Annotated in this window: 24 protein-coding genes; 9 read left to right on the top strand and 15 right to left on the bottom strand. The window is 69.7% G+C overall.

Translation table 11 applies throughout. The features are described from left to right. The first annotated feature begins 71 nt into the window (after nt 1-71). From EZ313_RS02180 to EZ313_RS02165, 4 genes are all read left to right on the top strand, one after another. A complete protein-coding gene (locus tag EZ313_RS02180; protein WP_205960367.1) occupies nt 72-839 on the top strand; it encodes an exodeoxyribonuclease III in 768 nt (255 codons plus the stop codon). Between the two features lie 37 nt (nt 840-876). Beyond that, nucleotides 877-1,596: an enoyl-CoA hydratase/isomerase family protein gene (locus EZ313_RS02175; RefSeq protein WP_135261583.1), complete on the top strand. Its 720-nt coding sequence runs from the start codon at nt 877-879 to the stop codon at nt 1,594-1,596. Nucleotides 1,597-1,683: 87 nt separating this feature from the next. Then, the gene (locus EZ313_RS02170; RefSeq protein WP_205960313.1) at nt 1,684-2,124 is read left to right on the top strand and encodes a YsnF/AvaK domain-containing protein; all 441 of its coding nucleotides are present in this window, start codon (nt 1,684-1,686) and stop codon (nt 2,122-2,124) included. 38 nt (nt 2,125-2,162) lie between these two features. Continuing rightward, complete coding sequence (locus EZ313_RS02165; protein ID WP_135261581.1) at nt 2,163-3,278, top strand: YsnF/AvaK domain-containing protein; 1,116 nt, start codon at nt 2,163-2,165, stop codon at nt 3,276-3,278. Nucleotides 3,279-3,338: 60 nt separating this feature from the next. On the opposite strand, the gene EZ313_RS02160 is transcribed toward EZ313_RS02165, so the two are convergent. Together EZ313_RS02160 and EZ313_RS02155 are read right to left on the bottom strand one after the other, a co-directional pair. Next, on the bottom strand, nt 3,339-4,424 hold the full coding sequence (locus EZ313_RS02160) for a TRAP transporter substrate-binding protein (protein ID WP_135261580.1): 1,086 nt from the start codon (nt 4,422-4,424) through the stop codon (nt 3,339-3,341). Nucleotides 4,425-4,444: 20 nt separating this feature from the next. Further along, nucleotides 4,445-5,239: an aldolase gene (locus EZ313_RS02155; RefSeq protein WP_135261579.1), complete on the bottom strand. Its 795-nt coding sequence runs from the start codon at nt 5,237-5,239 to the stop codon at nt 4,445-4,447. A gap of 101 nt (nt 5,240-5,340) precedes the next feature. Here EZ313_RS02155 and EZ313_RS02150 point away from each other — a divergent pair, with 101 nt between their 5' ends. Beyond that, nucleotides 5,341-5,934: a helix-turn-helix domain-containing protein gene (locus EZ313_RS02150; protein WP_167772468.1), complete on the top strand. Its 594-nt coding sequence runs from the start codon at nt 5,341-5,343 to the stop codon at nt 5,932-5,934. Between the two features lie 25 nt (nt 5,935-5,959). On the opposite strand, the gene EZ313_RS02145 is transcribed toward EZ313_RS02150, so the two are convergent. The 3 genes from EZ313_RS02145 to EZ313_RS02135 are packed head-to-tail and all read right to left on the bottom strand — an operon-like array spanning nt 5,960 to nt 10,153. Further along, nucleotides 5,960-7,621 carry an FAD-dependent oxidoreductase gene (locus EZ313_RS02145; protein WP_135261577.1) on the bottom strand — a complete coding sequence of 554 codons (1,662 nt, stop codon included), beginning with the start codon at nt 7,619-7,621 and terminating at the stop codon, nt 5,960-5,962. 52 nt (nt 7,622-7,673) lie between these two features. Further along, the gene (locus EZ313_RS02140) at nt 7,674-8,402 is read right to left on the bottom strand and encodes an SCO family protein (protein ID WP_135261576.1); all 729 of its coding nucleotides are present in this window, start codon (nt 8,400-8,402) and stop codon (nt 7,674-7,676) included. Nucleotides 8,403-8,419: 17 nt separating this feature from the next. Continuing rightward, entirely contained in the window at nt 8,420-10,153 is a 1,734-nt protein-coding gene (locus tag EZ313_RS02135) for a multicopper oxidase family protein (RefSeq protein ID WP_135261575.1), read from the bottom strand. 372 nt (nt 10,154-10,525) lie between these two features. Between EZ313_RS02135 and EZ313_RS02130 the strand changes: the two genes are divergently transcribed. Next, on the top strand, nt 10,526-11,158 hold the full coding sequence (locus EZ313_RS02130; protein ID WP_135261574.1) for a cytochrome b: 633 nt from the start codon (nt 10,526-10,528) through the stop codon (nt 11,156-11,158). On the opposite strand, the gene EZ313_RS23145 is transcribed toward EZ313_RS02130, so the two are convergent. The 5 genes from EZ313_RS23145 to EZ313_RS02105 all read right to left on the bottom strand — a co-directional run bounded on the left by EZ313_RS23145 (nt 11,092) and on the right by EZ313_RS02105 (nt 16,767). Further along, nucleotides 11,092-11,718: an ABC-type transport auxiliary lipoprotein family protein gene (locus tag EZ313_RS23145; protein ID WP_167772467.1), complete on the bottom strand. Its 627-nt coding sequence runs from the start codon at nt 11,716-11,718 to the stop codon at nt 11,092-11,094. The genes EZ313_RS02130 and EZ313_RS23145 overlap by 67 nt on opposite strands. Then, nucleotides 11,715-12,701 (bottom strand): MlaD family protein, encoded by a 987-nt coding sequence (locus EZ313_RS02120; RefSeq protein ID WP_135261572.1) that lies wholly within the window; start codon nt 12,699-12,701, stop codon nt 11,715-11,717. Before EZ313_RS02120 ends, EZ313_RS23145 begins: the two co-directional genes overlap by 4 nt. A gap of 86 nt (nt 12,702-12,787) precedes the next feature. After that, on the bottom strand, nt 12,788-14,443 hold the full coding sequence (locus EZ313_RS02115) for a hypothetical protein (protein ID WP_135261571.1): 1,656 nt from the start codon (nt 14,441-14,443) through the stop codon (nt 12,788-12,790). A 234-nt stretch (nt 14,444-14,677) separates the two neighbouring features. Continuing rightward, nucleotides 14,678-16,078, bottom strand: a complete 1,401-nt coding sequence (locus EZ313_RS02110) for a sensor histidine kinase (protein WP_135261570.1) — start codon at nt 16,076-16,078, stop codon at nt 14,678-14,680. Further along, nucleotides 16,078-16,767, bottom strand: coding sequence for a response regulator transcription factor (locus EZ313_RS02105; protein ID WP_135261569.1), 690 nt, complete (start codon nt 16,765-16,767; stop codon nt 16,078-16,080). The genes EZ313_RS02110 and EZ313_RS02105 overlap by 1 nt, the downstream gene beginning before the upstream one ends. Before the next feature lie 208 nt (nt 16,768-16,975). Between EZ313_RS02105 and EZ313_RS02100 the strand changes: the two genes are divergently transcribed. Then, nucleotides 16,976-17,428 (top strand): RcnB family protein, encoded by a 453-nt coding sequence (locus EZ313_RS02100; protein WP_135261568.1) that lies wholly within the window; start codon nt 16,976-16,978, stop codon nt 17,426-17,428. Nucleotides 17,429-17,480: 52 nt separating this feature from the next. On the opposite strand, the gene EZ313_RS02095 is transcribed toward EZ313_RS02100, so the two are convergent. The 4 genes from EZ313_RS02095 to EZ313_RS02080 all read right to left on the bottom strand — a co-directional run bounded on the left by EZ313_RS02095 (nt 17,481) and on the right by EZ313_RS02080 (nt 20,718). Continuing rightward, entirely contained in the window at nt 17,481-18,944 is a 1,464-nt protein-coding gene (locus tag EZ313_RS02095) for a carboxylesterase/lipase family protein (protein ID WP_167772466.1), read from the bottom strand. Nucleotides 18,945-18,992: 48 nt separating this feature from the next. After that, complete coding sequence (locus tag EZ313_RS02090; protein ID WP_135261566.1) at nt 18,993-19,214, bottom strand: hypothetical protein; 222 nt, start codon at nt 19,212-19,214, stop codon at nt 18,993-18,995. A gap of 5 nt (nt 19,215-19,219) precedes the next feature. Beyond that, nucleotides 19,220-19,456, bottom strand: coding sequence for a hypothetical protein (locus EZ313_RS02085; protein WP_135261565.1), 237 nt, complete (start codon nt 19,454-19,456; stop codon nt 19,220-19,222). Nucleotides 19,457-19,614: 158 nt separating this feature from the next. Beyond that, nucleotides 19,615-20,718, bottom strand: coding sequence for a helix-turn-helix transcriptional regulator (locus tag EZ313_RS02080; protein WP_135261564.1), 1,104 nt, complete (start codon nt 20,716-20,718; stop codon nt 19,615-19,617). Nucleotides 20,719-21,093: 375 nt separating this feature from the next. On the opposite strand from EZ313_RS02080, the gene EZ313_RS02075 reads away from it, so the two are divergent. Both EZ313_RS02075 and EZ313_RS02070 read left to right on the top strand, forming a co-directional pair. Continuing rightward, the gene (locus tag EZ313_RS02075) at nt 21,094-22,794 is read left to right on the top strand and encodes a multicopper oxidase family protein (RefSeq protein WP_240788503.1); all 1,701 of its coding nucleotides are present in this window, start codon (nt 21,094-21,096) and stop codon (nt 22,792-22,794) included. A gap of 22 nt (nt 22,795-22,816) precedes the next feature. After that, entirely contained in the window at nt 22,817-23,467 is a 651-nt protein-coding gene (locus tag EZ313_RS02070) for an SCO family protein (RefSeq protein ID WP_135261563.1), read from the top strand. A 7-nt stretch (nt 23,468-23,474) separates the two neighbouring features. On the opposite strand, the gene EZ313_RS02065 is transcribed toward EZ313_RS02070, so the two are convergent. Then, nucleotides 23,475-24,125 carry a hypothetical protein gene (locus EZ313_RS02065; RefSeq protein WP_135261562.1) on the bottom strand — a complete coding sequence of 217 codons (651 nt, stop codon included), beginning with the start codon at nt 24,123-24,125 and terminating at the stop codon, nt 23,475-23,477. Nucleotides 24,126-24,361: the final 236 nt, after the last annotated feature.

Here is a 24,361-nt window from a genome sequence, read left to right as displayed (position 1 = left end):
GATCCGGGCATTATGGCGTTCAGCCTGTTTTGGTGAGCGCGGGCATGATGGGGCGGCAACGGAGGCTGCCCCTGAAGATCGCCACCTTCAACGTCAACGGCATCAACGGCCGCCTTCCGCGGCTGCTCGAGTGGCTTGAGGAGTCGCGGCCCGACGTCGCGTGCCTGCAGGAGATCAAGACGAGCGGCAGCCGCTTCCCCATCGCGGCGCTCGAGGCCGCGGGTTACCACGTGCTCTGGCATGGGCAGCCCTCGCACCATGGCGTGGCCATCCTCGCGCGCGGCGACATCCCCCGTGAACGCCGCCGCCAGCTGCCAGGGGATGACCTGGACCTTCAGGCCCGCTACCTGGAGGCCGACGTGCACGGCATCACGGTGGCATCCGTCTACCTGCCCAACGGCAACCCGCAGCCCGGCCCGAAGTTCGACTACAAGCTCGCCTGGTTCGAACGGCTGATCGCCCACGCCGCGCAGCTGCTGGAGACCGGCATGCCTGCCGTGCTGGCGGGCGACTTCAATGTCGTGCCGACCAATGCCGACATCTACAACTGGTGGCCCTGGCAGTTCGATGCCGTGCTGCAGCCTGAAACGCGAGCGGCCTACGCGAGGCTTCTTGCCCAAGGCTGGGTCGATGCCACGCGGCATCTCCATCCGGATGACCGGATCTACACCTTCTGGGTCAACGAGCAGGCGTTCCTGCGCGACAAGGGCTTCCGCATGGACTTCCTGCTGCTCAGCGCCTCGCTCGCGCCGCGGCTGATGGCCACCGGCGTCGATCGCGAGCATCGCGGGCGCGACAAGCCAAGCGATCACGCTCCGGTGTGGATCGAATGTGCGTGATGGGCCTTTGAGCGCGGTTCGCTCGAAAATCGAAGGCATGGCCGATACCAAGCTGCTGACCGAAATCCACGGCGGCGTCATGACGCTGTCGCTCAACCGCCCGGCAAAGCTCAACGCGATCGACAACGATCTCGCGCGCGAGCTCCTGGCCGCGATCGCGGCGGCTGAAGGTCGCGAGGATGTCCGCGTGCTGCTCCTTCGCGGCGAGGGTCGGGCATTCTGCGCGGGCAGGGACATCACGAACGCACCGACGCAAGAGGATCTCGTGCTGGTGCAAGCCGTGGCGCGGTCGCTGGTGGAACTGCCCAAGCCGGTGGTGGCTGCCGTGCACGGATGGACCGTCGGTGCTGGATTGGAATGGATGCTCGACGCCGACATCGTCATCGCCGCGCAGAACACCCGCTTCAGGCTGCCGGAAGCTTCGCTCGGCGTTTTCGTCACGGGCGGGCTGGCGGCAACGCTGCAGGCCCATGCCGGGCTCGGGCGCGCCAAGGCACTCATGCTCCTCGGCCGCGAGTTCTCGGCCGCGCAGGCCCAGGCATGGGGCCTCGTCTGGGACGTCGTGCCGGATGACGAACTTCCAAGCGCCTCCAACCGTTTGTGCTCGCAACTGGCGTCACTGCAGCCGGAGGTCGCCGCGCGGTTCAAGCGCGTGCTCAATGAGCTCGGCCTCCCGCAGTTCGATCGCGCGATCGAACTTGAGAACGAGGCACAGAGGGCATTGGGTCGCAGCGCAAACCAAGGACGAGCGGTGTAGCGCGGAGTGAACGGGTAGGCAACAACCTACCCGCACCGGCAGGAGGAGCCGACAGACCTCGCACGCCCCTTCGCAAGAATGGGCCCCTTGTCAACGCAGCCCCCCAGAACCAGCGCGGCTCCATCGCCGACGCCCGGCACGACCATTCCCGTGACGGAGGAACAGGTGGAGATCGGACGGCGCACCGTCGATTCCGGCCGGCCCGTGCGCGTGCGCAAGCACGTGGACGAAGAGCAGGTCCGGGCCGAGGTGGCCGTGGCCCGCGAGGCGGTCGACGTCGAACGCGTTCCCATCGGGCGCGTGGTCGATGCGCCGCCGTCCGTTCGCCGGGAGGGCGACGTGACAGTCGTGCCCGTGATCGAGGAGCGCCTGGTCACGCGCAAGGAGCTCGTGCTCGTCGAGGAGATCCGGCTGACCCGCCGCCGCGAGGTGGCGCAGGCGCAGGAGGACCTCACGCTGCGGCGCGAGCGGGTCGTGGTCGAACGGTTCGATCCGGACACCGGCCAGTGGCTTCCCGAAGGAAGTTGAACAGCCTTATTCACCGGAAACATTCAAGGAGAACTTCCATGGAACAGAGCAACGACAAGAAAAAAGGTACCGGGGCCGGTGCGGTCGCCGGTGCTGCGGCAGGCGGCGTCGCAGGTGGTGCGGCGGCAGGCGCCGCGGTGGGTGGCATGACCGGCCCGGCAGGGGCAGCGGTGGGAGCCGCCGTGGGCGCAGGGCTCGGCGCGGTGTCCGGCCGGAAGGCTGCGGATGATGGCACCGCCGGCGGGCCGTACACGGTGATCGGCGCGTTCGATGATTCCATGACCGCGCAGCGCGCCGTCGAACGGCTGACCCAGGCCGGCTTCGACCGCGACGACGTCCATCTCCAGTACGAGCAGGGCAGCGAGGCAGTCCGCCAGCAGCCCGAGCGGACGGAGAAAAAGAGCGGCGGCTTCTTCGCCAGCCTGTTCGGCATGGACGATGCGGAGGAGCGGCGCGAGCAGCAGAGCCCGTACGCCCAGCACGCCTACACCTATGACGAAGCGGTCCGCCGCGGCAGCGCCGTGGTGGTGGTCGACGCGAACGATGAGCGCCAGGCCGACCAGGCTTGCTCGCTGCTGCACGAGCTGGGAGCGGTGGACGTGGACGAGCGCTCCAGGCAGTGGCGCGCCGAGGGCTGGCAGCCGCCGGTGACCGATACGCAGCAGAACCTGACCGGTCGCCAGGGTGACGTCCGCACGGACCAGGGCAAGGTGCTGGACGTCGTGGAAGAAGAGCTCCAGGTCGGCAAGCGGACCCTGGACCGCGGCGGCGTCCGCGTCGTGCAGCGCGTCTCGTCCAAGCCCGTGCGCGAGCTCGTCCGGCTGCGCGAAGAGCACGCCGTGGTGGAACGCCGCGCCGTCAACCGCCCTGCGACCGGTGAGGACCTTTCCAACTTCAAGGAAGGCACGCTGGAAGTGCGCGAGTCGGTGGAAGAGCCCGTGGTCGCCAAGACCGCCCGCGTGGTGGAAGAAGTCCGCGTCGGCAAGGAAGTGCGCGAGCGCGAGGAGACCATCGAAGACAACGTGCGCCGCAAGGACGTCGACGTCGAGCGACTGGCGGGCCAGGCCGGCCGCACCGAGCGTGAGCGCGCCGTCGCGAAGGACGAATCGCTGGCCGGCACGCGCAAGGTCGGCGACAAGGACAAGCCGCTCTAAGCGCGGGGAGCACACCGGCCGGCCATCAGCGACGATGGCCGGCCGGCGTCGTTCTGGAGCTCAGGTCTTGCGGGCGCCGCTGATCATGAACTGCTCCGCGGCGCCGTCGTTCACCGAGGCCCACAGCACCTGGTCGCCCAGGAACTTGCTCCAGTGGTCGTGCACCTTGCGGAAGGTCTCGTTCGCGGCCGACTGCTCCTTCAGCACCTCGTCGCTGGCCTTCTTCATCGCGTCCATGATGGGGCGCGACCAGTAGCCCAGCTTGGCGCCGCTGCCGATCAGGCGGCGCAGCGCCGGCACGTTGGTGGCGTCGTACTTGGCCAGCATGTCGGCGCTCGCCTGGGCGCAAGCCGCTTCCAGCGCCGCCTTGTACAAGGCGGGCAGGCCGTCCCAGGCCTGCTTGCCGGCGATGAAGCACAGGGAGGCGCCGCGCTCCAGCACACCCGGGGCGTAGTAGAACTTCGCCACCTTGGACAGGCCCAGCTTCTCGTCGTCCGCGGGGCCCACCCATTCCACCGCATCGATGGTGCCCTTCTCCAGCGCCTGATAGATGTCGGAGGCCGGGATCTGCTGCGGCGTGGCGCCGAGCTTGGTGTACACGTGGCCGAGGAACCCGGCGGCGCGGATGCGCAGCCCCTTGAAGTCCGCGGGCGCCTTGATCTCCTTGCGGAACCAGCCACCCATCTGCGCGCCGGTGTTGCCGCAGGGGATCTGCACGACGTTGAACTTGGCGTAGACCTCGCGCATCAGGTCGAGGCCGCCGCCGTGCATCATCCAGGCGGCATGCTGGCGCGGGCTCATTCCGAACGGCACGCCGGTGTCGAACACCAGCGCCGGTTCCTTGCCGATGTAGTAGAAGCCCGCGGTGTGTCCGCACTCGACCGTGCCGGTCTGCACGGCGTCCAGGATGCCCAGCGGCGGCACCAGTTCGCCGGCCGCGTGGGCCGAGATCGTGAACTTGCCATCGGTGAGCTTGCTGACAATGGCGGAGATCGCCTCCGCGCCGCCGAAGACGGTAGGCAGCGCCTTCGGGAAGCTGGAAGGCATGCGCCAGCGGATCGTGGGAAGGGTCTGCGCATGCGCGGTGCTCGCGACGGCGGCAGCGGCGCCGGCCACGCCGGTGGTGAGGAGGTTGCGTCTTTTCATTCGGGGTCCCGGAAAATGGATCAGGCTCGTGCAGCGGACTGCGCGGGCGACAGGCAGCCGGGGGACTCGCGCAGCACCTTGCGGGCGAAGTACTGGAACGTCAGGCCGGTGATCTGCGGCTTGAGCAGGAAGTCGCGCGCTTCGAGGGCAAGCTCCGGCCGCACCTCGCGGATCGTGCCGACGGCGGCGGCCTGCACTTGCGCCTGCGCGGCCTGCTCCAGCCAGATCGCCAGCACGGCGGCTTCCTCGATGGTGGAGCCGGCGGTCAGCAGGCCATGGTGCGCGAGCAGCAGCGCCTTGCGCTTGCCCAGTCCGCCCGCGATGACCTCGCCTTCGTTGTCGCCGATCGGCAGCCCGGGCCAGTCGCCCACGTATCCGCAGTTGTCGTAGAAGGGCGTCGAGTCCATGTGCGCGACCGCCAGCCGCTGACCCGTCATGGAGAGCGCGGTCACGCCCGGCGGGTGGGTGTGGACGATGCTCTGCACATCGGGACGCACGCGGTATACCCAGAGGTGGAAACGCACCGCCGGGTTGGCCAGGGACACGCCGTCCAGCGGCCGCAGGTCTTCGTCCACGAGGATGAGGTCGGCGGGTGTCGCCTCGTCCGCGCCGATGCCGAACTTCAGCGTCCAGTAGGTGCCCTTCTCCTGGCCGCGCGCGGTGATCTGCCCGGCCAGCCCGCCGTGCCAGTGGCCGCGGGCGCCGAGCATGCGGCAGGCGAGCACCAGTTTTTCGGCGGGCGTGCGAGTGTCCAGCTGGATCTTGCTGGCGAGTTCCTGGTCGACGCGGTCACGCGTCTGCGATTTGGCTTCCATGGGGGGTTCTCCGGTCAACAGGTTGACCTTATCTTGACCTCGCTCATAAGTCAACATGTTGACCTATGGCAGCATGGCACGGTCGAACTCTTCCGCCCACGATGGCCCGCGACGCATCCGAACAGCAGACCCCCGCCTCGCCCACGCTCATGGGAGCGCGCGTGCGCCAGTTGCGCCGCCGCCGCGGCCTGACGCTGGAGGAGCTCGCCCGCGCGGTCGACGTCGACAAGGCGCACATCTCGCGCATCGAGAACAACCACAAGTCGCCCTCGGTGGCCATGCTGGCCCAGCTGGCCAAGACCCTGAACACCTCGATCGGGCACCTGCTCGGCGAGACGCTGGACAAGGCGGAGATCAAGGTCACGCGCGCGGCCGAGCTGCAGTCGAGCCCGCGCCTGCAGCAGTCACGCGAGCCGGGGGAGCACCAGTTCAGGCCCCTGCTCCACGGCAAGGCGGTCGGCTCCTTCGAGGCCTTCCTGGTGCATCCGGGCCCGGACCCCGGGACCACCGAGGCGCGCCACTCCGGGCAGGAGATGCTCTACGTCGTCGCCGGCACGGTCGAAGTCATGTTCCACGACCATGTCGTGACGCTCAAGCAGGGCGACTGCATCCATTTCCCGGGCTACCTCCACCATCGGCTTCGACGAGTGGGGCGGGCGAAAGCGGCTGCGTTGCTGGTGCTGTCGAACGCGTAAGCGCAGCGGCAGCGCGCCTGGCGCCCTACCCGCCCGTGCACGCCGTCAGCACTGCGCCGGCGCTGCGGTCATCCTGGCCGCGCCACGCGACGATGTGGTCGGGGCGGATCAGCACCAGCGCAGCTTCATAGAGCGCCAGCAGTCCGGGATTCGCATGGTGCACCACCTGCAGGTCCAGCGCCGCTGCCTTCGCGGCCGACTGGAAGCCACCTGCATCGGGCGCGTCCGGCCCCAGCGCCAGCAGCGTCCAGCCCACGTGGAAGGTGTCGTACAGCGATCGTCCGTCTTCCAGCCACGCGTGGGGCGGGCGGCCTCCCGGGCATGCGGTCGGAACGTACTCGTTCGGTGTGTCCGGCGGCGGTGACGTGCCGTCGGGCACCACGATGGGCGAGCCGTCGTAGCGCCCGCCGAAGGTGACGCCCGGGATGTTGAACTCCAGCCGGACGTGCGCGTTCAGGTGTGCCGATGCGGCCTGCCGCGCTTGCGCGCCTGCCGGCGTGTCGGCCTCGAGCTCCGGCGTGGCGGGAAACAGGCCGACCGAATCGGCGAAGTGCTTCGCATACGCGGTGTTGCGCTGGGCGAGCGGCTTGCGCTCGAGCTCGTACGTGCGCAGCAGGCTCTCGGGCGCGCGGCCCTGCACGACGTGCGCGAGCTTCCATCCGAGGTTCACCGCATCCTCGACCGCGGTGTTGTAGCCCAGGCCTCCCGTCGGCGTGAACAGGTGGACCGCATCGCCGCCCAGGAACACACGCCCCTGCTGGAACCGCTCGGCCACCAGCGCATGGCCCGCCGTCCAGGTGAGCATCGACAGCACCTCGATCGGGATCTCGCAGCCCATCGCCTCCGAGAAGATGCGCCTTGCGTCGGCCTCGGTCCACGCGTCGGCGTCTTCGCCCTCGTGGATGGCGGCGTGGAAGGCGAACTCGCTCCTGCCGTCCACCGACGCCATGAACGCGCGCCGCTGCGCATTGACCGAGACATACATCCATGCGCGGTCGTGCGGGAACAGGTCGTAGAAGCCCGGCGCGCGGCAGTAGACCGCTAACATCCTGCCGCCCATGAAGTGGCGACGGAAACCCGTGGCGCCCGCGTAGTCGATGCGCAGTTGCTGCCGCACCAGGCTGCGTGCGCCGTCGGCGCCGACCAGGTAGCGTGCCCTGACGTGCTGCAGGTTCGCGCCATCGCTCGAAGCCACGCGGGCCCGCACCTCCTGCCCCGTGTCCTCGAAATCCACCAGCCGCCAGCCGTGGCGTATCTCGTTGGTGGCGTACTTGCGCGCGTGGCGCAGCAGGACGGCTTCCACGAACTTCTGCGAGACCCGGTGCGGCAGTTCGGCAGCGCTCCACGATCCGCCCATGCCCTTGATCGCGGCTTCAGCCTGCCGCGCCGTCGGCAGCCTCAAGCGTGCGAGTTCATGGCGGCAGAAGCGGGTGAAGTAGGCGATGTCGGTCAGGTGGTCCGGCGGAAGTCCCGCCTCGCGGATCTCCTGCGCGAACCCGTGCCGCCGGAAGTGCTCCATCGTCCGCGCCTGCGTCGCATTGGCCTGCGGGTTGAACGCCGTTCCCGCCTTGGGTTCGACCAGCAATGCGCGCACGCCGAAGCGGCCGAGCTCATTGGCCAGCATGAGCCCGCAAGGCCCTCCGCCCGCGATCAGGACGTCGGTGTGGATCTGGAGCGGCTGCGACATCCATGAGATTGTCGCCCCGTGCCCGGCGGGGCGGCGACCTTCATGGCGGCCATCAGGATTGCATCGGACGTGCCCAGCTGGCGCCCGCTGCGCGGCTGACGGGGTCCACGCCCATGAACGCTTCCAGGATCAGGTGCGGCTCGCTCAAGATGAACGTCATGCACCAGCGGTCCAGCGCGTCGTTGCCGATGCGCACCATGCCCGTGTGCTGGCCCAGGTCCGCGTCGATCTCGGGATCCGGGTCGTAGAAGCCCAGCGCGTACCGCACCTGCTCCACGTCCTTCTTCGCCCCGGTGAGGAACGTCCAGCCCGGCCCGACGCGGTGCAGCTCGCGGTAGGCCTGGAGGTCCGCCGGGCGGTCGTACTCGGGCAGCAGCGAGATCGAGTACATGAACACGTCGCGGCCGACGCGGTCGCCCAGCGCCTCCTGCACGCCCCTGAGGGCTTGCGTCATCGGCGGGCAGCGCTCGCTGCACTGCGTGTACATCATGCTGATGAACACGAGGCGGCCGCGGACGAGGTCGGAATAGAACCGCACCTGCCTGCCGTCGTGGGTGAGCAGTGGCACGTCGGGCAGGCGCGAGCCCGTGCGGCGGGCCGGCTGCGCGCGGCGTTGCGCGTGGACGCGCGGTGATATCCAGGGCAGGTAGGCGGCGCCGGCGCCGGCGGCTGCCACCAGTCCGCCCGCGCAGGCCGTGAGCCAGTCGCGGCGGCGTTCGGAGGAGAACAGGGGCCTGCGGGGTGCGCCGGCTTCGTCCCGGGTTTGAGCAGAGGCTGTCATGGCGGTCCTCGTCAGGGTCAGGCGACGATGTCCCAGCGGCCCATCATCGCGTGGTCTTCATGGATGGTGTTGTGGCAGTGGATGACGTACTTGCCCACGAAGTCCCGGAAGCGGAGGAAGACCTGCACGCGCTCGTTCGGGCCGATCAGGTACACGTCCTTGCGTCCGCGCTCGTGCGCCGGCGGATCGCCGCCGTTGCGCTTGAGGATGCGTCCTTCCTCGAAGTGGATGTGGACCGGATGCGCCCAGCCGCCGCTCGGGTTGACCAGGTTCCAGATCTCCGCGGTGCCCTTCTTCGGCGAGGCGAGCGGCCGGTTGGCGAACTGCCGGTCGTTGATCGTCCAGCCGCCGCCGCTGCGGGCGAAGACGAAATTTCGCGTGTTCACCACCTCCGACATCGTGATCGGCGGCTGGTCGCGCAGGTGGCTCAGGACCCGGCTGTTGTCGGGCCCCGGAAGCGGCCGGTCGACGATGAACTTGAGCACCTGGTCGGGCGTGGCCAGGAAGTCGTTCTCGGGCTTGCGGCCGTCCAGGTGCTTCAGGCGGTTGGTCAGGAACAGCTCGGAGCCGACCGGGAACCTGGAGAAGTCCACCACGATGTCCGCGCGTTCGGCGTTCCCGAGCATCACGTTGCTGCGCAGCAGCGGGGCCTCGAACAGGTTGCCGTCGTTGGCGATCTGCGCGAAGCTCTGCGCGCGGTTCTGGAAGCGCAGTTGCAGGTCCCACACCCGCGCGGTGGCGGCGGCCAGCAGCCGGAAGCGGTACTTGCGCGGCGCGACATGGAAGTACGGCTGGATCTTGCCGTTGACCAGCCACTTGTCGCCGATGAAGCCGTCCTGGTTGAACTGGTCGAACGACAGGTGGCCGCCGCTGTCGAAGTACTTGTCCGACAGCATCAGCGGCACGTCGAACTCGCCGCTGGGCAGGCGCAGGGCGTTGGGGTTGGGGTCGTTCTCATTGCCCGAGTCGATCTCGTCGAAGGCCAGGAAGAAGCCGGCCATGCCGCGGTAGACATTCGCCGCCGTGAAGTCGACCCGGTGGTCGTGGTACCACAGCGTGCCCAGCGCCTCGCGCGGGTCGCCGATCCCGCCGAACGCATCGACCCCGGCGTACACCATCGGGTAGTGGTGGTCCTTGTACTCGCCTGGGCGCGTGAGCGTCGCCCCGCAGGTGCCGGCGCTGAACCAGTCGATCGGGAAGCCGTCGCTCTCCGAGGGCGTGTGCAGGTTGTGCAGGTGCACCGAGATGTCGGGCGAACCGAAGCCCTGGACGGAATTGGGCAGCTGGTTGCGGAAGCGCACGAGGATCGGCTGCCCGTAGCGCGCGTGGAAGAGCGGTCCGGGCACCTTCCCCTCGTAGCCCCAGACTTCCGCCGTCGGCAGCTCCGGATGGAAGCTGTGCGAGCCGATCTTGACGTCGACCTTGTAGAACAGCTGCGGCGCGAAGCGGCTCCAGGCCTGGTGGTCGGCACGGCCGCATTCCTTCTCGCCCGCGATGCCCGTGCCCGCGGGGCTGAGGTTGGATTCCGGCTCGATCGGCCTTTGCACCGGCAGCTCTTGCGCCCACGGCGTCGTGGGCGGACTCGGCGGACGCGCGGCCGTCGTCAGGGCCGTCTGCCCGGTCGCCAGCTGGGGCGCAAAAATGCCCGCGGCCGATGCGCCGGCGGTCTTGAACAGCAGCCGTCGCGAGCTGCTCTTCGGTGAATCCAGGACGGCCACGGACGTGGTGCCGGGATCATGTGGATCGGTCATGGCGGATCCCCTGCGGGTTTCTGTGCCTGATTGCGCCGGCTCGCGCTTGCGGGCTGCGCGGAGCGGCGCGGTCGATCCAATTTAGGTGCCGGGTCGGCTCACGGCCCTGGGCCAGAACTGCATGTTTTGAGGAGGGTCCTCACGCGGGAAGCACCATGCCGGGTGCGTGTGCCGGGCGCGCGAATGGCGCAGAACCATGGCCGGGGCGCGTCCGGCGGGGCTTTGTTCTTTTCTCCCAGACGCGGCAGGGCCGGCGTGCGAACCGCGGTCAGGTGACAGTCAGTTGCACGGCGTCACGTCTGACCGGATTCGGTGCAAAAAATAGGTCACGCCTCGTGCGCGCACGCACGCACCGCTCCCTATCCTGACGTGATGAAGAGCGTGAGGTCTTCCGCGCTGCTGAACACCGGGGACCGCTACGGCTCGGTCGCGATCGTCCTGCACTGGGCCATGGCCGTCGTGCTGGTCCTGCTGCTGGTGATGGGCACCCTGATGGTCGGGATGCCCGACGTGGGTTATGACCGCGCGAAGATCACCTGGATCCTGGTGCACAAGGCCGTGGGCGTCGCGGCGCTGCTGGCGGTCGCGCTGCGCCTCGCCTGGCGCGCGGCCAATCCGCTGCCGCAACTCGCCGGCGGCCTGCCCGAGTGGCAACGGTTCCTCGCGCGGTTCGTCCACCTCTGCTTCTACGGGCTGATGGTCGCGATCCCGGTCAGCGGCTGGCTGATGTCGTCCGCCGGCGGCTATCCCGTGACGTTCCTCGGCCTGTTCGACCTGCCGGACCTGGTGCCGGTGAACCCGAAGCATTTCCGCACCTGGATCGACGTGCACCGCTGGCTGGCCTACGCGCTTGCGCTGCTGGCGCTGGTGCACGCCGCGGCCGCGCTGCGGCACCACCTCCTCCTTCGCGACGACTCGCTGCGGCGGATGCTGCCGGGTTACGGAGCGGCGGCGGCCTCCAGCACCAGCCCCGCCACTTCCGCCAGCGCGGCCGAGACCGCCTGATTGGCGGCGGCCACGCCCGCGGCGGGCGTGCCCTGCTCCATCGCCTGGGTCCGGCGGATCTCGCGCGCGGCCAGCACCTTCGAGCTGCTCTCGTCCATCAGCCGAACGCCAAGCGCGAAGCGCAGCACCGGCGGGGTGACGGTGAAGTCCTGGACCAGCTCCACGATCTCGGTCCGCAGCGAGAAGCGTGGCCTGCCGCCCGGCGGCGGGACGAGAACCGCGGCGAATCGGCCGGTGCGCTCGAGCGTGCGCACCAGCAGCGGGTGAAGCATGTCCGCAGGCGGCTCGGCCCAGCGGTTCAGCGCGAAATGGCCGACCTCATGCGGACGCGGTCGGTAGAGCATCTGCGTCGTGTCGAGCAGCGGCCGCGCGCGCGGGCGGTGCACCAGCAGCGCATCCGGCGTGGCAGCCCCCCTGGGCAGCTGCGCGGGCTCGGCGTCGAGTACCGCCAGGTGGACCTGCGGCGGCGCGTTCGGCGGCTGCAGGCAGCCCGCCAGGGCCAGCACGCCGGATGCGATCGCCCACCGGACCGCGAAGCCGCGACGCGCAGGCAGGCTCACCGGGCCTCGCCCGGTCCGGGGGTGGGAGGCGGCGCGCCCCGCAACAACATCGAAGGATCGCGCCGCAGGTGGGTGGCGGTGTCGTCCAGCGTGGCGGCCAGCCGCTCCAGCCGCTGCAACGTGCGCTCCGCCTGCGGCAGCAAGTCGCTTTGCAGGGAGCCCGCCACCTCGCTGCCGGCAAGCAGGAGCGGCTCCATGCGGCTGCCGGCCTGCTGCATGCTGCCCAGCAGATGCTCCATGCGGCCGCTGATGGAACCGGAGGCGCGGTCCACCGCCTCCAGCGTCACCAGCGTCCGCGGCAACGCTTGCGTCTCGAGCCGCGATGCCAGCGAGGTGGCGCGATCGAGCAGCGGCGGCAAACGGCGCGTGGTGGCTTCCGCGCCGGCCAGGACTGCTTCGAGCCGGGCGCGATCGGCGGCCAAGGTGTCCGTCAGCTGGCGGACGGAGCGCGCCGTCTGCTGGAGGCTGGCCACCGTTTCGGGATCGAAGCTCGCGCGCAGCAGCGCATACGTCGATTGCACGGCCCGGTTCATGTCCATGACGATGGTGTCCAGGCTGGCCGACTGCGAGGGCGCGGCAGCGATGACCGGGGGACCTTCCGCCGTCCGCGCCAGCGGTGCGCCCGGCGGCCCCTTGTCGTCGAGGCTCACGTACACGTAGCCGGTGAAGCCCCTCGCGGAGAGCCCGCGCGTGTCCACCGTGGCGACGGTGGACGAACTGACCGGTGTCTTCGGATCGACCTCGATGCGGATGCGCACCGACGCCGGGCCGAGAAGATCGATCCGCGAGACGTGGCCCACTTCGACGCCGTGGAACTCGACCGGCGCGCCACGGATGAGGCCCGAGACCGCATCGCCGGTGCGGATCTCATACGTGGAGGCGCGCGCCGACGACCACACGAACCAGGCCCAAGCGCCCGCGCCGAGGAGGAGAAGGAGACAGGCAAAGGCGAGCGCGGCGCGCCGCTCCGTGGTGAAGACCATGGCGTTCTCCCGACACTGCGGTGACAGGGAGGATACGCCGCGGCGCGCTGCCGCCGAAGCCGCAGCGCGCCGTCGCCTCGAGTCCGTCAGGGAATCGCGATGGACGCGTTTCCGCTCGCCGGGCAGCCGCCCATGCCCGGGCCGCCCACCTCACCGAACTCGGAGATCGTCAGGCCGAAGCGGTCGCCGTCGGCGTTGGTGGACAGCCAGGCCATCGCGCGGTTCTGTCCTGCCAGCACGAGCTGCTGCTCCGTCGCGTTCAACCCGGTGTAGACGGCTCGCCATTCGCTGCTTCCACTGCCGCCCGTGCGCAGCAGGTTGCCGGTGGCGCCGGGGATGTTCTCCACGCGCCCGCCGGCCGTATCCGCACGGACGTCGCGGCGGCCGATGCGCGTGTTGACCAGGTCCGGATTGATGATGCGCTGCTCGACGAACCTCAGTGGCAACGGCTGCCCCGTCCTCGGATCCAGGGCGATGCCGTTGACCCGGACGTTGCCGTCGGCGTTGATGAACGCGCTCCTGGTGACCCGCGTGTCGATCACCTGCTGCTTCTGTCCCACGGAGAAGGACAGGTCGACGACCCGGAACACGTCGATCCAGTCACCCGCCTGGATGTCGGGCGTCTGGCCGCTCCAGCACACACCGCCGGGATGGTTGACCTCGAACACGCCGCCCCGGGGAACGATCCCGCGGGCCGTGCCGATCACAGGCGCGCTGGACGTGCCCCGCCGCACCACGATCTGCAGGTCGGCGCCTTCCGGGAAGCCTTCGACCGAGAGGAAGTCGCGCTCCGGGAACACGGTCACGAAGGCCGGCTGCGGCTGCTCGGCGCCGAGCAGTTGCGCCGGGTCGTAGTGGACGGGCGGATCCGGTGGCGCGGGAGGGATCGCACCGCCGGGTCCCGGCGGGCAGCCGCCGATGCCGGGACCGCCGACCTCGCCCACCTCGTGGATGGTGATGCCCAGCCGGTCGCCCGCCGCCGTGGTCTGCTGCCACGCCAGGACGCGCGTCTGGCCGGCGACGGCAAGCGCGCGCTCGGCGTCGTTCAGTCCGGTGAACACGGCCGTGAAGCTGGTCGACGTGGCGGTGTCATAGGCGAGCGTTCCCGTCGCTCCGGCGATGCCCTCCACCCGTCCGCCGGCGTTGTCGGCGCGGATGTCGCGCCGGTTGATCCGGCTCGTCGGCGGGTCGATGAAGTCGGGATTGATGATCCGGACTTCGAGCCGGTTGAGCGGGATGCGGCTGCCGTTGGCCTGCTGGGCCGTGCCCTTGATCACGACGGTGGTGCCGGTGTCGCTGGCCTGGGTGGCGGTGACGTTCTGCGTGTTGGTGGCCGCGCCGGAGCCGGCGACCGGAGGCGGCACGAGTGCCCGGTTGTTGCTGGTGTCGCGGTACGTCACGCGCACCACGTCGCCCGCGGCGATGTCGGGCGTGACGTCCCTCCAGCACACCCCGCCCGGATGGTTCACTTCGAGGAAGCCGGTCGCGTCGGTGCGCCCCCGGGCATCGCTGACCACGTCGCCGCCGCGCCGGACCTGCACGACCACGTCCGCATTCGGCGCGAAGCCTTCGACCGACGTGAAGTCGCGCTGCGGGAACACGGTGATCCCCTGCGGCAGCAGGGGCGGGTTGTTGATCTGCGCCGAAGCCGGGGCGGACGCCAGCATCAGCGCTGCGGCCACCGCCGCCAACCCAGGGAACGCTCCCCATCGACCGGGTTGGAACAGACTTCTCGGTTGCATGCTTCACCTCCTGTGGATTGGGCGGACCAATCTAGGAGCGGCGGGCCAAACGGCAAAACACCGGGCAATCCTGCGTGTGGGGGAGGAGGTCAGGCAGCGATCAGCAATGTTGCGTGCGCCCGCGAACGCTGATTTCCTCGCCGGAGCGCTGGTGATCCGTTGCCGGGCCCGGCGCGGCGCGGTGAAGCGATTCGATCCGGGTGTGCGCGGCCGAGATGAATTTCGAGTGACGATTCAACGCGCCTGTTCGCGTTTGTCACCACGCCGCGGGAACCCGATCTCGCAACGCCAGCCGCGGCCATCGTCACCGGCCCCCAGATTCATGCGCGCATCCATCAGCCGCGCGTACTGCGCCACCAGCGCGAGGCCCAGGCCTGCTCCTTCGCCGAGCAGCTGGCCGGTCTCGCCCTGCGCTCCGCGCTGCACGAGCTGGGCCTGCATCTCGCCGGGCAGTCCGTGTCCGTTGTCCTGCACCGAGAGAACGACCTCGCTGGGCGTGTCCTGCAAGGCCACCGTGACGGCCGGCAGCTCGGCGTCGCTGCGCCCGCCGTAGCGAAGCGCGTTGTCCAGCAGGTTGTTGAGGATGCCCTCGACCAGCGAAGCGTTGGCGCGGACGACGGCGGCCGCTTCGATGCCGCGTGCGCCAAGGTCCACGCCGGCCGCATCGGCGCGCGGCAGGAAGCGCAGCACGGCATCGCGCACCAGCTCGTCCAGCGCGACGTCGTCGGTCTGCAGCCCGGCCTCGGCTTCGAGCGCCAGCGCAAGGTCCAGCAGCTGGTCGACCATGCGGCTGGCGCGCGCTTCGCTCGCGGCGATCTTGCGCAACTGCTCGCGCCAGGCGGCGGGATCGTCCTGCGCCAGGCCGTAGTCGGCCAGCGCGCGGATCGCGGCGAGCGGCGTGCGAAGCTCGTGGGCCACATTGCCCGCGAATTCCCGCTGTGCACGCAGGCTGCGATCGAGCCGGGCCAGCAGGTCGTTCAGCGCGGCCGAGAGCGCCTCCACTTCCCGGCTGGAATGCTCGACCTGCACCGGCGCCATGTCGGCGGCGCCGCGGCGTCCCAGCGCCGCCTCCAGGTGCGCCAGCGGGCGCACCTCGCCGCGGATCGCGCGCCGCAACCACGCCGCCAGCACCATGAGCAGCAGAGCCTGCGGCAGGAGCGACCACCACACGAGGCGCTGCAAGGCCTTGCTGCGCCCGCGCGTCGTCTCCGCGACCACGACGTCGAAGGGCCGCGGAGACTCGCGGTGCAGGCTGATGGTGCGCAGCGCGAGCCCGTCGCGCTCGAGGTCGCCGAACTCGAAGGCACCCGGATTGACACGGAGCGCCGGAAGGTCGCGCACGCCCGCGACCAGGCTGCCGTCCGCCGCCCGCACGCTGAACAGCATGCGCTCGGTCTGGTCGAACAGGACGCGATTCACTTCGTCCAGGGTCAGCGTCAGTTCCAGCCTGTCGCCGCGCAGGTGCACGTTGGAGGCGATCAGCACCGCATCGTCCAGCAGCGAGCGATCGAAGGCGCGCTGCGTGAAGTGGTAGGCGATGCCGGCCGCCACCAGGCTGCCCGCCAGCCAGGTCAGCGCCAGCGGCAGCAGCACCTGCCGCAGCAGCCGCGCGGACAGCGGCAGGCCGTCGCGCATCAAGCCTGCGCCTCCAGCAGATAACCCAGGCCTCGCAGCGTGCGGATGCCCACGCCGTGGCCCCCGAGCTTCTTGCGCAGCCGCGACACGAAAGCCTCCAGCGCGTTGTCGCCCAGGTACTCCTGGGAGTCCGACAGCCTGGAAGACAGCTCGCGCTTGCTGACCACGCGGCCCGGCGGCGTCATCAGCTCCCAGAGCACCTCGAACTCGCGCGCCGGCAGCTCCAGCGCATGGCCGTCGAGCGTGAAGCGGCGGGTGAGGCGATCGAGCGCGAGTGCGCCGACCTGCACCTGCTCCTGCGCGCCTTGCGTGCGCCGCACGACCGCGCGCAGCCGGGCCTCCACTTCGCCCAGGTCGAAGGGTTTGCCGAGGTAATCGTCCGCACCGGCGTTCAGGCCCGCGATGCGCTCATCGGTCCGGTTGCGCGCGGTCAGTACCAGCACCGGCGTGCGATCCCCGCGGGCGCGCGCGGCCTTCAGCACGGTGAGGCCGCTGCCGATGCCGCCAAGCGGCTGCGGGCCGTTGGGAAGGGTCAGGTCCAGCAACACCGCGTCGAAGGCCTGCATCTGCCAGAGGTGGTCGGCCTCCGCCACGCTCGCGGCCACGTCGACGCGATGGCCGGCATCGTGCAGGCTGCGCAGCATCACGTCGCGCAGCACCAGGTCGTCCTCGATGAGCAGGATGCGCATGGTGGATGTGTACAGGCTGGGCGCCCGTCCATGCTACGCAGTTTCCGCAATCTGGCTCGTCGGCAGCGCGGCGGCCGGAAGAAGCCCGCCTGCAGAGCAGGAAGCGGCCTGCCCCGGTGAAGGACTTTGCATCCGCTGCACGCGCGCTTCGCCCGGGGTTTGCAATGCGCCGCGAGCATGGAGGCTCCCAACCACGGAGCAACAGGACATGACCTCCAAGACCATCGTCTGCAGCATCGCGCTCGCGTCCCTGGGCTTTACCAGCCTGGCCTTCGCGCAGCCTTCGCGCCATGAGGTACGCCAGGACGCGCGCGAAGCCCGCGAGGACATCCGGGACGCGCGGCGCGACCTGCGCCACGCGGACACCCGCCGTGAAGAGCGCGAGGCGCGGCGGGATCTCCGGGAAGCACAGCGCGACCTGCGCGCGGCGCGCGAGGAACGGCGCTACGGGCGCCGCTACTACAACGCGCGCGGCCCGGAGTTCCAACGCGGCGGCCGGCTTCCGGCGGAGCTGCGCCAGCGTCACCACGTCGTGTCGGACTGGCATCAGCATCACCTGGCGGCGCCGCCTCGCGGCCACCAGTGGGTGCAGGTGGGGTCGGACTATGTCCTCGCCGCGATCGCGACGGGCCTCATCGCGCACCTGATCTTCGGCCAGTAAGCCGGAGCCGGCGGGATGGTGCGGCCTGCGGCGACAACCTCGCCGCAGTGCCTCACCCGCAGTAATGCTCGAGGAAATCCAGCTGCGCCGCGCGCCAGGCGCGGCCCGGCGCGATGGTGTCGCCAAACGCCAGGTGGTTGTCGGCGGCCGGGTCGTACGGCTCCCATCGCGGCGCGCCGCCGCCGTTCGGGTCGCCGGTCGCGGCGAAGCGAACCCAGGTGCGGCGCAGCACCGAGGAGAGCTGCTCGTCCAGCGCATCGACGGGATTGGTCCCGAAGTTGCCGAACACGTGAGCCACCTCCTCGCCGTGCTGCGGCCCGTCGGCCCTGCCCGGCCGGCGCCGCAGGAACAGGTAGCGGAACGTGGGTTGGCCACGCCCCGCCATCGATTGCGCGATCAGCCGCGTGCCGTAGTTGAACTGCGTGTCCGCGAAGAGCTCGGCCACCCGGCCGCGAACGTCGGCATCGGTGCGGGCCGGGTAGAGCGCCATCACCTGCGAGGCCGCTTCACCGAAGTTCCTTCGCACGAGATCGCCGTACGAAGCCAGGTCTCGAACGGGCCAGTCCCGCGTCAGCATCGAGCCCTCGTCCAGGTTGCTCCCGACGATGATCGGCAGCCTCGTGAAGGCGCCGATCCTGAACGCCTCGCGATCCTGCAGCGGCAGCAGCCAGCCGTCGACGATCGGGCGCAGCACGCGCGGCGTGGTCAGGCCGCGCACCTTCGGCGTCAGCATGCCCGTCTTCTCCAGCAGCGCCGCCGCATCCAGCGCACGCAGCGCCTCGATGTCGTCGCCCAGCTCGCGGCCGGCACGCTCGGCATCTTCCAGCGTCGCCAGGGGCCGGCCGGCGCCGGGGCTGTGCAGGATGGCCCGATCGAACAGTCCGCGCGCCTGCGGGCTGGTGAGGAACAGCGAGATCGATGCGGAGCCGGCCGACACGCCGGCCAGCGTCACCCGCGCCGCGTCGCCGCCGAAGGCCGCGATGTTGTCCCGCACCCAGCGCAGCGCCGCGAGCTGGTCCAGCAGGCCGTAGTTGCCCGAGGTGCGCTGCGGCGATTCGCCCGACAGCGCGGGGTGCGCGAGGAAGCCGAACAGGCCGGTGCGATAGCTCACGTTCACCACCACCGCGCCTTCGGCGCAGAGGCGAGCGCCGTCCGCGCGCGGGTCGGTGCCGCTGCCGGAAACGAAGCCGCCGCCATGAAGCCACACGATGACCGGCAGCGGCTGCCGAGGCTGCAGGTCCGGCGTCCACACGTTCAGGTGCAGCGCGTCCTCGCTCTGCCCGTTGCCGCGGATCAACGGCCCCGGAACCTGCGGCAGGTCGGGGCCGAACTGCGTCGCGTCCCGCACCCCGATCCACGCGGGCGCCGGCTGGGGCGGCCGCCAGCGCAGCGGACCGGCGGGCGCGGCCGCGTAGGGAATCGCAGTGAAGCGCAGCACCTGTGCGCCGCCGGGAACCGGGACGCGCGCGCCGCGCAGGAGGCCGCAGGGAAGCTGGACGGTGGAGTCTTCTCGCATCGGCTCCATTGTTCACCGGAGGGCGCGCCCCTTCGTCGGCCCGAGACCCTAGAACGTGTCGTCGGCGGCGATCCTTCGAAGCTCCAGCTGGAGCTGCAGCCTCGCCACCTGGGCGTGCCGGGCATGGAATTCCGTGATGGCGCCTTCCACTTCGCGTTTCGGCCGGCCAGTCTTGCGCAGCTGGTGCGCCTGGAGCAGCGCGCGCGCCTCGTCGGCCAGTGCGAGCGCCAGCTGTTCGGACAACGTCAGGAGCGGGGAATCGAGCTGCATGCGAGTCACCGGGGATGCCCCGCACCGGGGCGCGGCACGATCAGCAGCCGTTCGTAGCCCGCCCTGACCAGCATCACGCCGGTGACGCCATCGAAGGACCTGAGGGTCACCTCGCAGCGCGCATCGGGCTCGTCGGACGTGCGCTCCACCCCCACCACGTTGAAGAATTGGGGATCGTTGCCCAGCTGGACGATGTCCGCGTTCGTCAGCGTGTGCACTGCACGCAGCTCGGCGGCCCTCATCTTCTTCTTTCGCTGCGGGGGTGCGCCGCCGGCCCGCGCTCATCGGGCGGCCAAATGGTGTCGGGATCCGGCTTCATGTTCGAAGGCCTCCTCGACCCATGGTGCGCCGCGGATCGAACGCGTGCCGGACTACTTTGGCAACACTTTGTGCGCACTGCTCAATCAGCCGCCCATGCCATGTCGTTGTGGATGCGAGGAACCGAGAACAGCAGCTTGGTGAGATCCGCCTGCCGCCGGACACCGGCTTTCCCGAAGATGCCCCTGACCTGCGTGCGGATGGTGTGGAGCGAGACATCACGCTCGTAGGCGATCTCCTTCGGGCTCAGTCCATCGGCGAGCATGCAGGCGACATCCGCTTCCGCCTGCGTGAATCTGAGGAGACTCGTGAGCATCCGTGAAGGCACGGGCCCCGCATCCGGGGTGTTCGCGTAGACCAGCGCCGCCGCGGAATGCTCCTGCAGCGGCACGACCCGCAGCAGCCAGATGGTCCCGCGCACATTCGCCGAGAAAGCGCTGCCGCGGCGCGAAGCGGCGGCCCGCAATGCGCCGGCCAGGCGCCCGGCGATGTCGCCCTCGGGCGAGTGCAGGCGGCCCTGGCGCATCGCCAGCGGCGAACCCTCGCGCAGCGAACGGTCCCCCGCGGTATTGGCCATCAGGAGCTTGCCGGCGGCGTCGATGGCGAACACCGGGAACTGCAGGGCGTCCAGGGCCGCGCCGGCCAGTCCGCGCGACAACTCGGCGCGGCGCAGGTCCGCCGAGAGGGCGACGGCCCTTCCCACGTGCTTGTGCAATCTCCGGAAAACGATGGCGTCCGATTCGTCGAAGGGCACGTGGTCCCTCGGGCGCTGCAGTCCCAGGAACGTGGCCGTGTCGGCGCCTTCGTGCACCTTGCCGCCCGCCACGAAGCGGATGCCGCCGCGAACGGCGAAGTCCATGTACTCGGGCTGCGGGGTCGTGACCGGATCGAAAAGCTGCGGGGCATTCAACCACTCGCCCAGCCGCGCGGTCCTGGTCAGCAGCTGGGCGGGGTCGTAGGCCCAGTAGTACTGCTCGTACAGGCGCTTGACGCCGGGGTCGTGGTTCACCTCCCGGATGTCCAGCACGGCATCCATGGCGGCGGAGGTGCGCATGATGGACGCCCGCGGTGAATCGAATGCCCTGCCGACGGCGAGAAGCGCTTCGCCCCACTCCTCGTCGTTGGATACAGCCCGGTATAGACATTCGATGGCGGAATCGATGGCCGCCTCCCTCGTTTCGATCATGGGGCACCTCATCTGCTTCCCAGGGAGCTGACTGGCAACTGACTTGCAATCTAGAGGCCAGTCGCCGGTCAGCGAAGAGCAACCCATCTATAACTTTTGAGGAGGAGCGCTCGCACACACCGAGCGGCGCTCTGCCCTCGCCCACAGGAGAACGGACGGTCATCCATGTGAGCGCCGCTCGCGGCGCGGACCGGCTTCGGCTCAACGGGAGCCGGACCGAAGGCAGGCGCGTCACGTTTGATCGCGCATTTGGCCGCTTGTCACTTGATGGGCCAGCCGTGCTCCGCGGCTTCACCAATTCTGGTGATTGCGAACGCCAGGGCGTCCGGGGAAATTGCCCGTGCGATCCCCGCAAGAACAAAAGTGGAGACACCTATGCAAGATCGACCCGGGTCGAGCCTGGCCTTGCCTGCCAGCCGCCGCACTGCGCTGAAGACCGGCGGCGCCGCGGCCGCCGCCCTCCTGACGCCGCAACTGGCCAGGAGCCAGCTGGTGATCGCACCTGGACGCGTGCCGAGCCCGGTGACCCGGGAATGGGCCATGCCGCTGGAGATCCCACCCGTGCTTCAGGCTTCGCCGGTCGACCCTTCGCTCACGGGCAACGTCGCCGCGGGCGAGGCCCGGAAGGTCGCCCACCAGGCCTGGGCGGACGCGCCTCCGGTCGCCTTGTACGAGCTCACGGCCGGGCCCGTGACGCACAGTTTCCATCCCGACCTTCCCGACCAGGAGGTGTGGGGCTTCAACGGCAGCACGCCCGGCCCGACCATCCATGCGCGCTATGGCGAGGCCGTCCTGGTGCGCTACCGCAACGCCCTGCCGCGCGGCGCCCGCGGCCCCGGTTCGCCGGAGATCTCCATCCACCTGCACAACTTCCACTCGCCTTCGGAGAGCGACGGCCATCCCGACGATTTCTATCCGTCCATGCACCTGCCCGGCACGTTCAGGGTCTGCCACTACCCGATGCGGTATGCCGGGTACAGGACCAACCCCGGTCCGGACGGCATCGGCGACGACCGCGAGGCGCTGGGCACCATGTGGTACCACGACCACCGGCACCACTACACCGCCTCCAACGTCTACAAGGGCCTGGCCGGCTTCTTCCTCGCCTTCGACAAGTACGACTCCGGCGACAGGAGGACCGAGGCGTCGCTGAACCTGCCGAGCGGCCCCTTCGACGTCCCGCTGATGGTGCAGGACAAGCAGTTCGACAGCAGCGGCTACGTGGTCTTCGACGCGATGGACCCGGACGGGTTCGTGGGCGACAAGTTCATGGTCAACGGCAAGATCCAGCCGTACTTCCATGTGCAGCCCCGCAAGTACCGCTTCCGCATCCTGGACGGTTCGACGGCACGGGTGTACGACCTGCAGATCCGCCACAACAACCAGGCGCAGAAGTTCTGGTACATCGCCAACGACGGCAACCTGCTGCCGTCGCGGCTGGAGATGAGCAGCGTGCTGCTCGCGCCCGCCGAGCGCGCGGACATCGTCGTGGACTTCTCCGCGTACCCGCCGGGAACGGAGTTGTTCCTCACCAATCGCCTGCAGATGCTGGACGGCCGCAAGCCCGAGAAGGACTTCCTTCGCACGCCGATCCAGCTGCTCAAGTTCATCGTCGGCGCCGGGCCCGTTGCGGACGACAGCCAAGTGCCGGCCAACCTGCGTGCGCTGCCGCTGTCGGATGCCGAGATCGAGCAAGCCAGGCGCGATGCCGTGCGCCGCGAAGCCCGCCTGGGCCGCAGCAACGGCGGCTGGACGATCAACGACCGCATCTACACCTCCAAGCCCAGATTCAGCTCGAAGCAAGGCCAGTGGGAGGTCTGGAGCGTGCGAAACGACAGCGGCGGCTGGGTGCACCCGGTGCACATCCACCTGGAGGAAGGCCGCCTCCTGAGCCGCAACGGAAGGCCTCCACCGCCGCACGAGCGCGGCCGCAAGAACGTGTTCTACGCCAACCCGAACGAGCGGCTCGAGATCCTGATCCGTTTCCGCGACTTCACGGGCCACTACGTGACCCACTGCCACAACACCCTGCACGAAGACCACGGGATGATGGAGAACTTCGAGGTCAAGCCCTGACCCGATGCGAAGGAGAGCCACCATGGACTCGCAATCGTCAATCCTGGGCCGGCGCGCCTGCACTGCGGCGGGTGTGGCAGCGGTGGCCGGGCTCGCCGGCCTGCTGGCACGGCCTGCATCCAACGCGCCGCCGAAGCAGCGCGCGGCGCAGGGATCGCGCTTCCCCGACGTGCCGCTGCTCACGCACGAGGGACGCAGCGTGCGCTTCTACAGCGACCTGGTGCGCGGCCGCACGGTCCTGGTCAACATGATGTACGCGCAGTGCAACGAGCGTTGCCCGCCGATGACGCAGAACCTGAAGCTCGTGCAGCAGGCGCTGGCGCCGCGCCTCGGGCGCGACGTGTCCATGTATTCGATCAGCCTGCTGCCCGAGCACGACCGGCCGGCCGACCTGGCCGCGTACATGCAGCTGCACGGAGTGGGGCCCGGCTGGACGTTCCTCACCGGCGCCCGCGCCGATGTGGAGGCCGTCCGCTACGCGCTGGGCTTCTACAGCCGCGACCCGCAGCTCGATGGCGATGTCGGCCAGCACACGGGCATGGTGCGGATCGGCAACGAGCCACTCGACCGCTGGTGCATGGTGCACGCGCTGCAGGAAACCGAAACCATCCTGCAGGCGATGGAGGGCCTGGTGCCGCTGGCGCGCGTCGACGGGCGCACCCGCGTGGCGTGAACGCCGGTCAGCGCGGGACGATCCAGGTCGGATCGAACGAATCCAGGCCGGGCAGCAGGATGATCTGATCGACCGCGGACGGCGTGGTCGCGAAGGCCGCCGGATTGCGGGTGAAGATCAAGCGCTGGTTCGCCGCGTCGAACTGCAGGTTCCCGCTGGCGAACAGTGCGGCGGGGTCGGAGCCGCTTCCGAGGAATCCTCCATCGATCCGGTCGCCGTCTTGGGGGTTGAAATCGAGCACGGTCATGGGCACGTCGGGGGCCGTGTGGGCCAGGCGCCCGGCGGCCACGAACAGGTCCGCACCCGGGCCGCCGCGCGACTCGCCGATGGTGTTGATCAAGGTGTCGTTGCCGTTGCCGCCATCGAGGTTTCCCCCGAAGCGACCGGTCCCTTCGAGAACGTCGTCGCCGTCCAGGCCGAGGATGTCGGCCTTCGTGAAAGCCGCCCCGGTGATCCTGTTGTCCAGCGAATTGCCGATCAGCGCATTGCCTTGGCCCGGCTGAAGGTCGGCGGTATGGACGCTCAGGTTCTCCACGTTCTCGGGCAAGGTGTAGCCCACGTTCGTGCGGACCTCGTCGATCCCTCCGCTGGCTTGCTCGATCACCCGGTCGGCGGGATTGGAAATGATGTAGATGTCGTCGCCTCCGCCGCCGGCCATCACGGCCGGCTCGCCCGAACCTTGCAGCGTTTCAGCCTGGTCGGTGCCCTGGATCGTGGGCGTGGCGGGAGCCGGTGAGGCCGGCGCGGGCGGGGGCGCGGGAGTTGCAGGCGCAGGTGCCGCTGCCGGAGCACCTGCCGTCGCCGTTGCCGGTGCCGAGGCTGGAGCGGTAGAAGAAGACGAGGCAGAGGGGGGCGCAGCCGCCGTCACCACCTGCTCTGCGCCGCCGCCACCTC

Source organism: Ramlibacter henchirensis, assembly GCF_004682015.1.
Lineage (GTDB): Bacteria > Pseudomonadota > Gammaproteobacteria > Burkholderiales > Burkholderiaceae_C > Ramlibacter > Ramlibacter henchirensis.
This window is presented reverse-complemented; position numbering and strand designations above follow the sequence as displayed.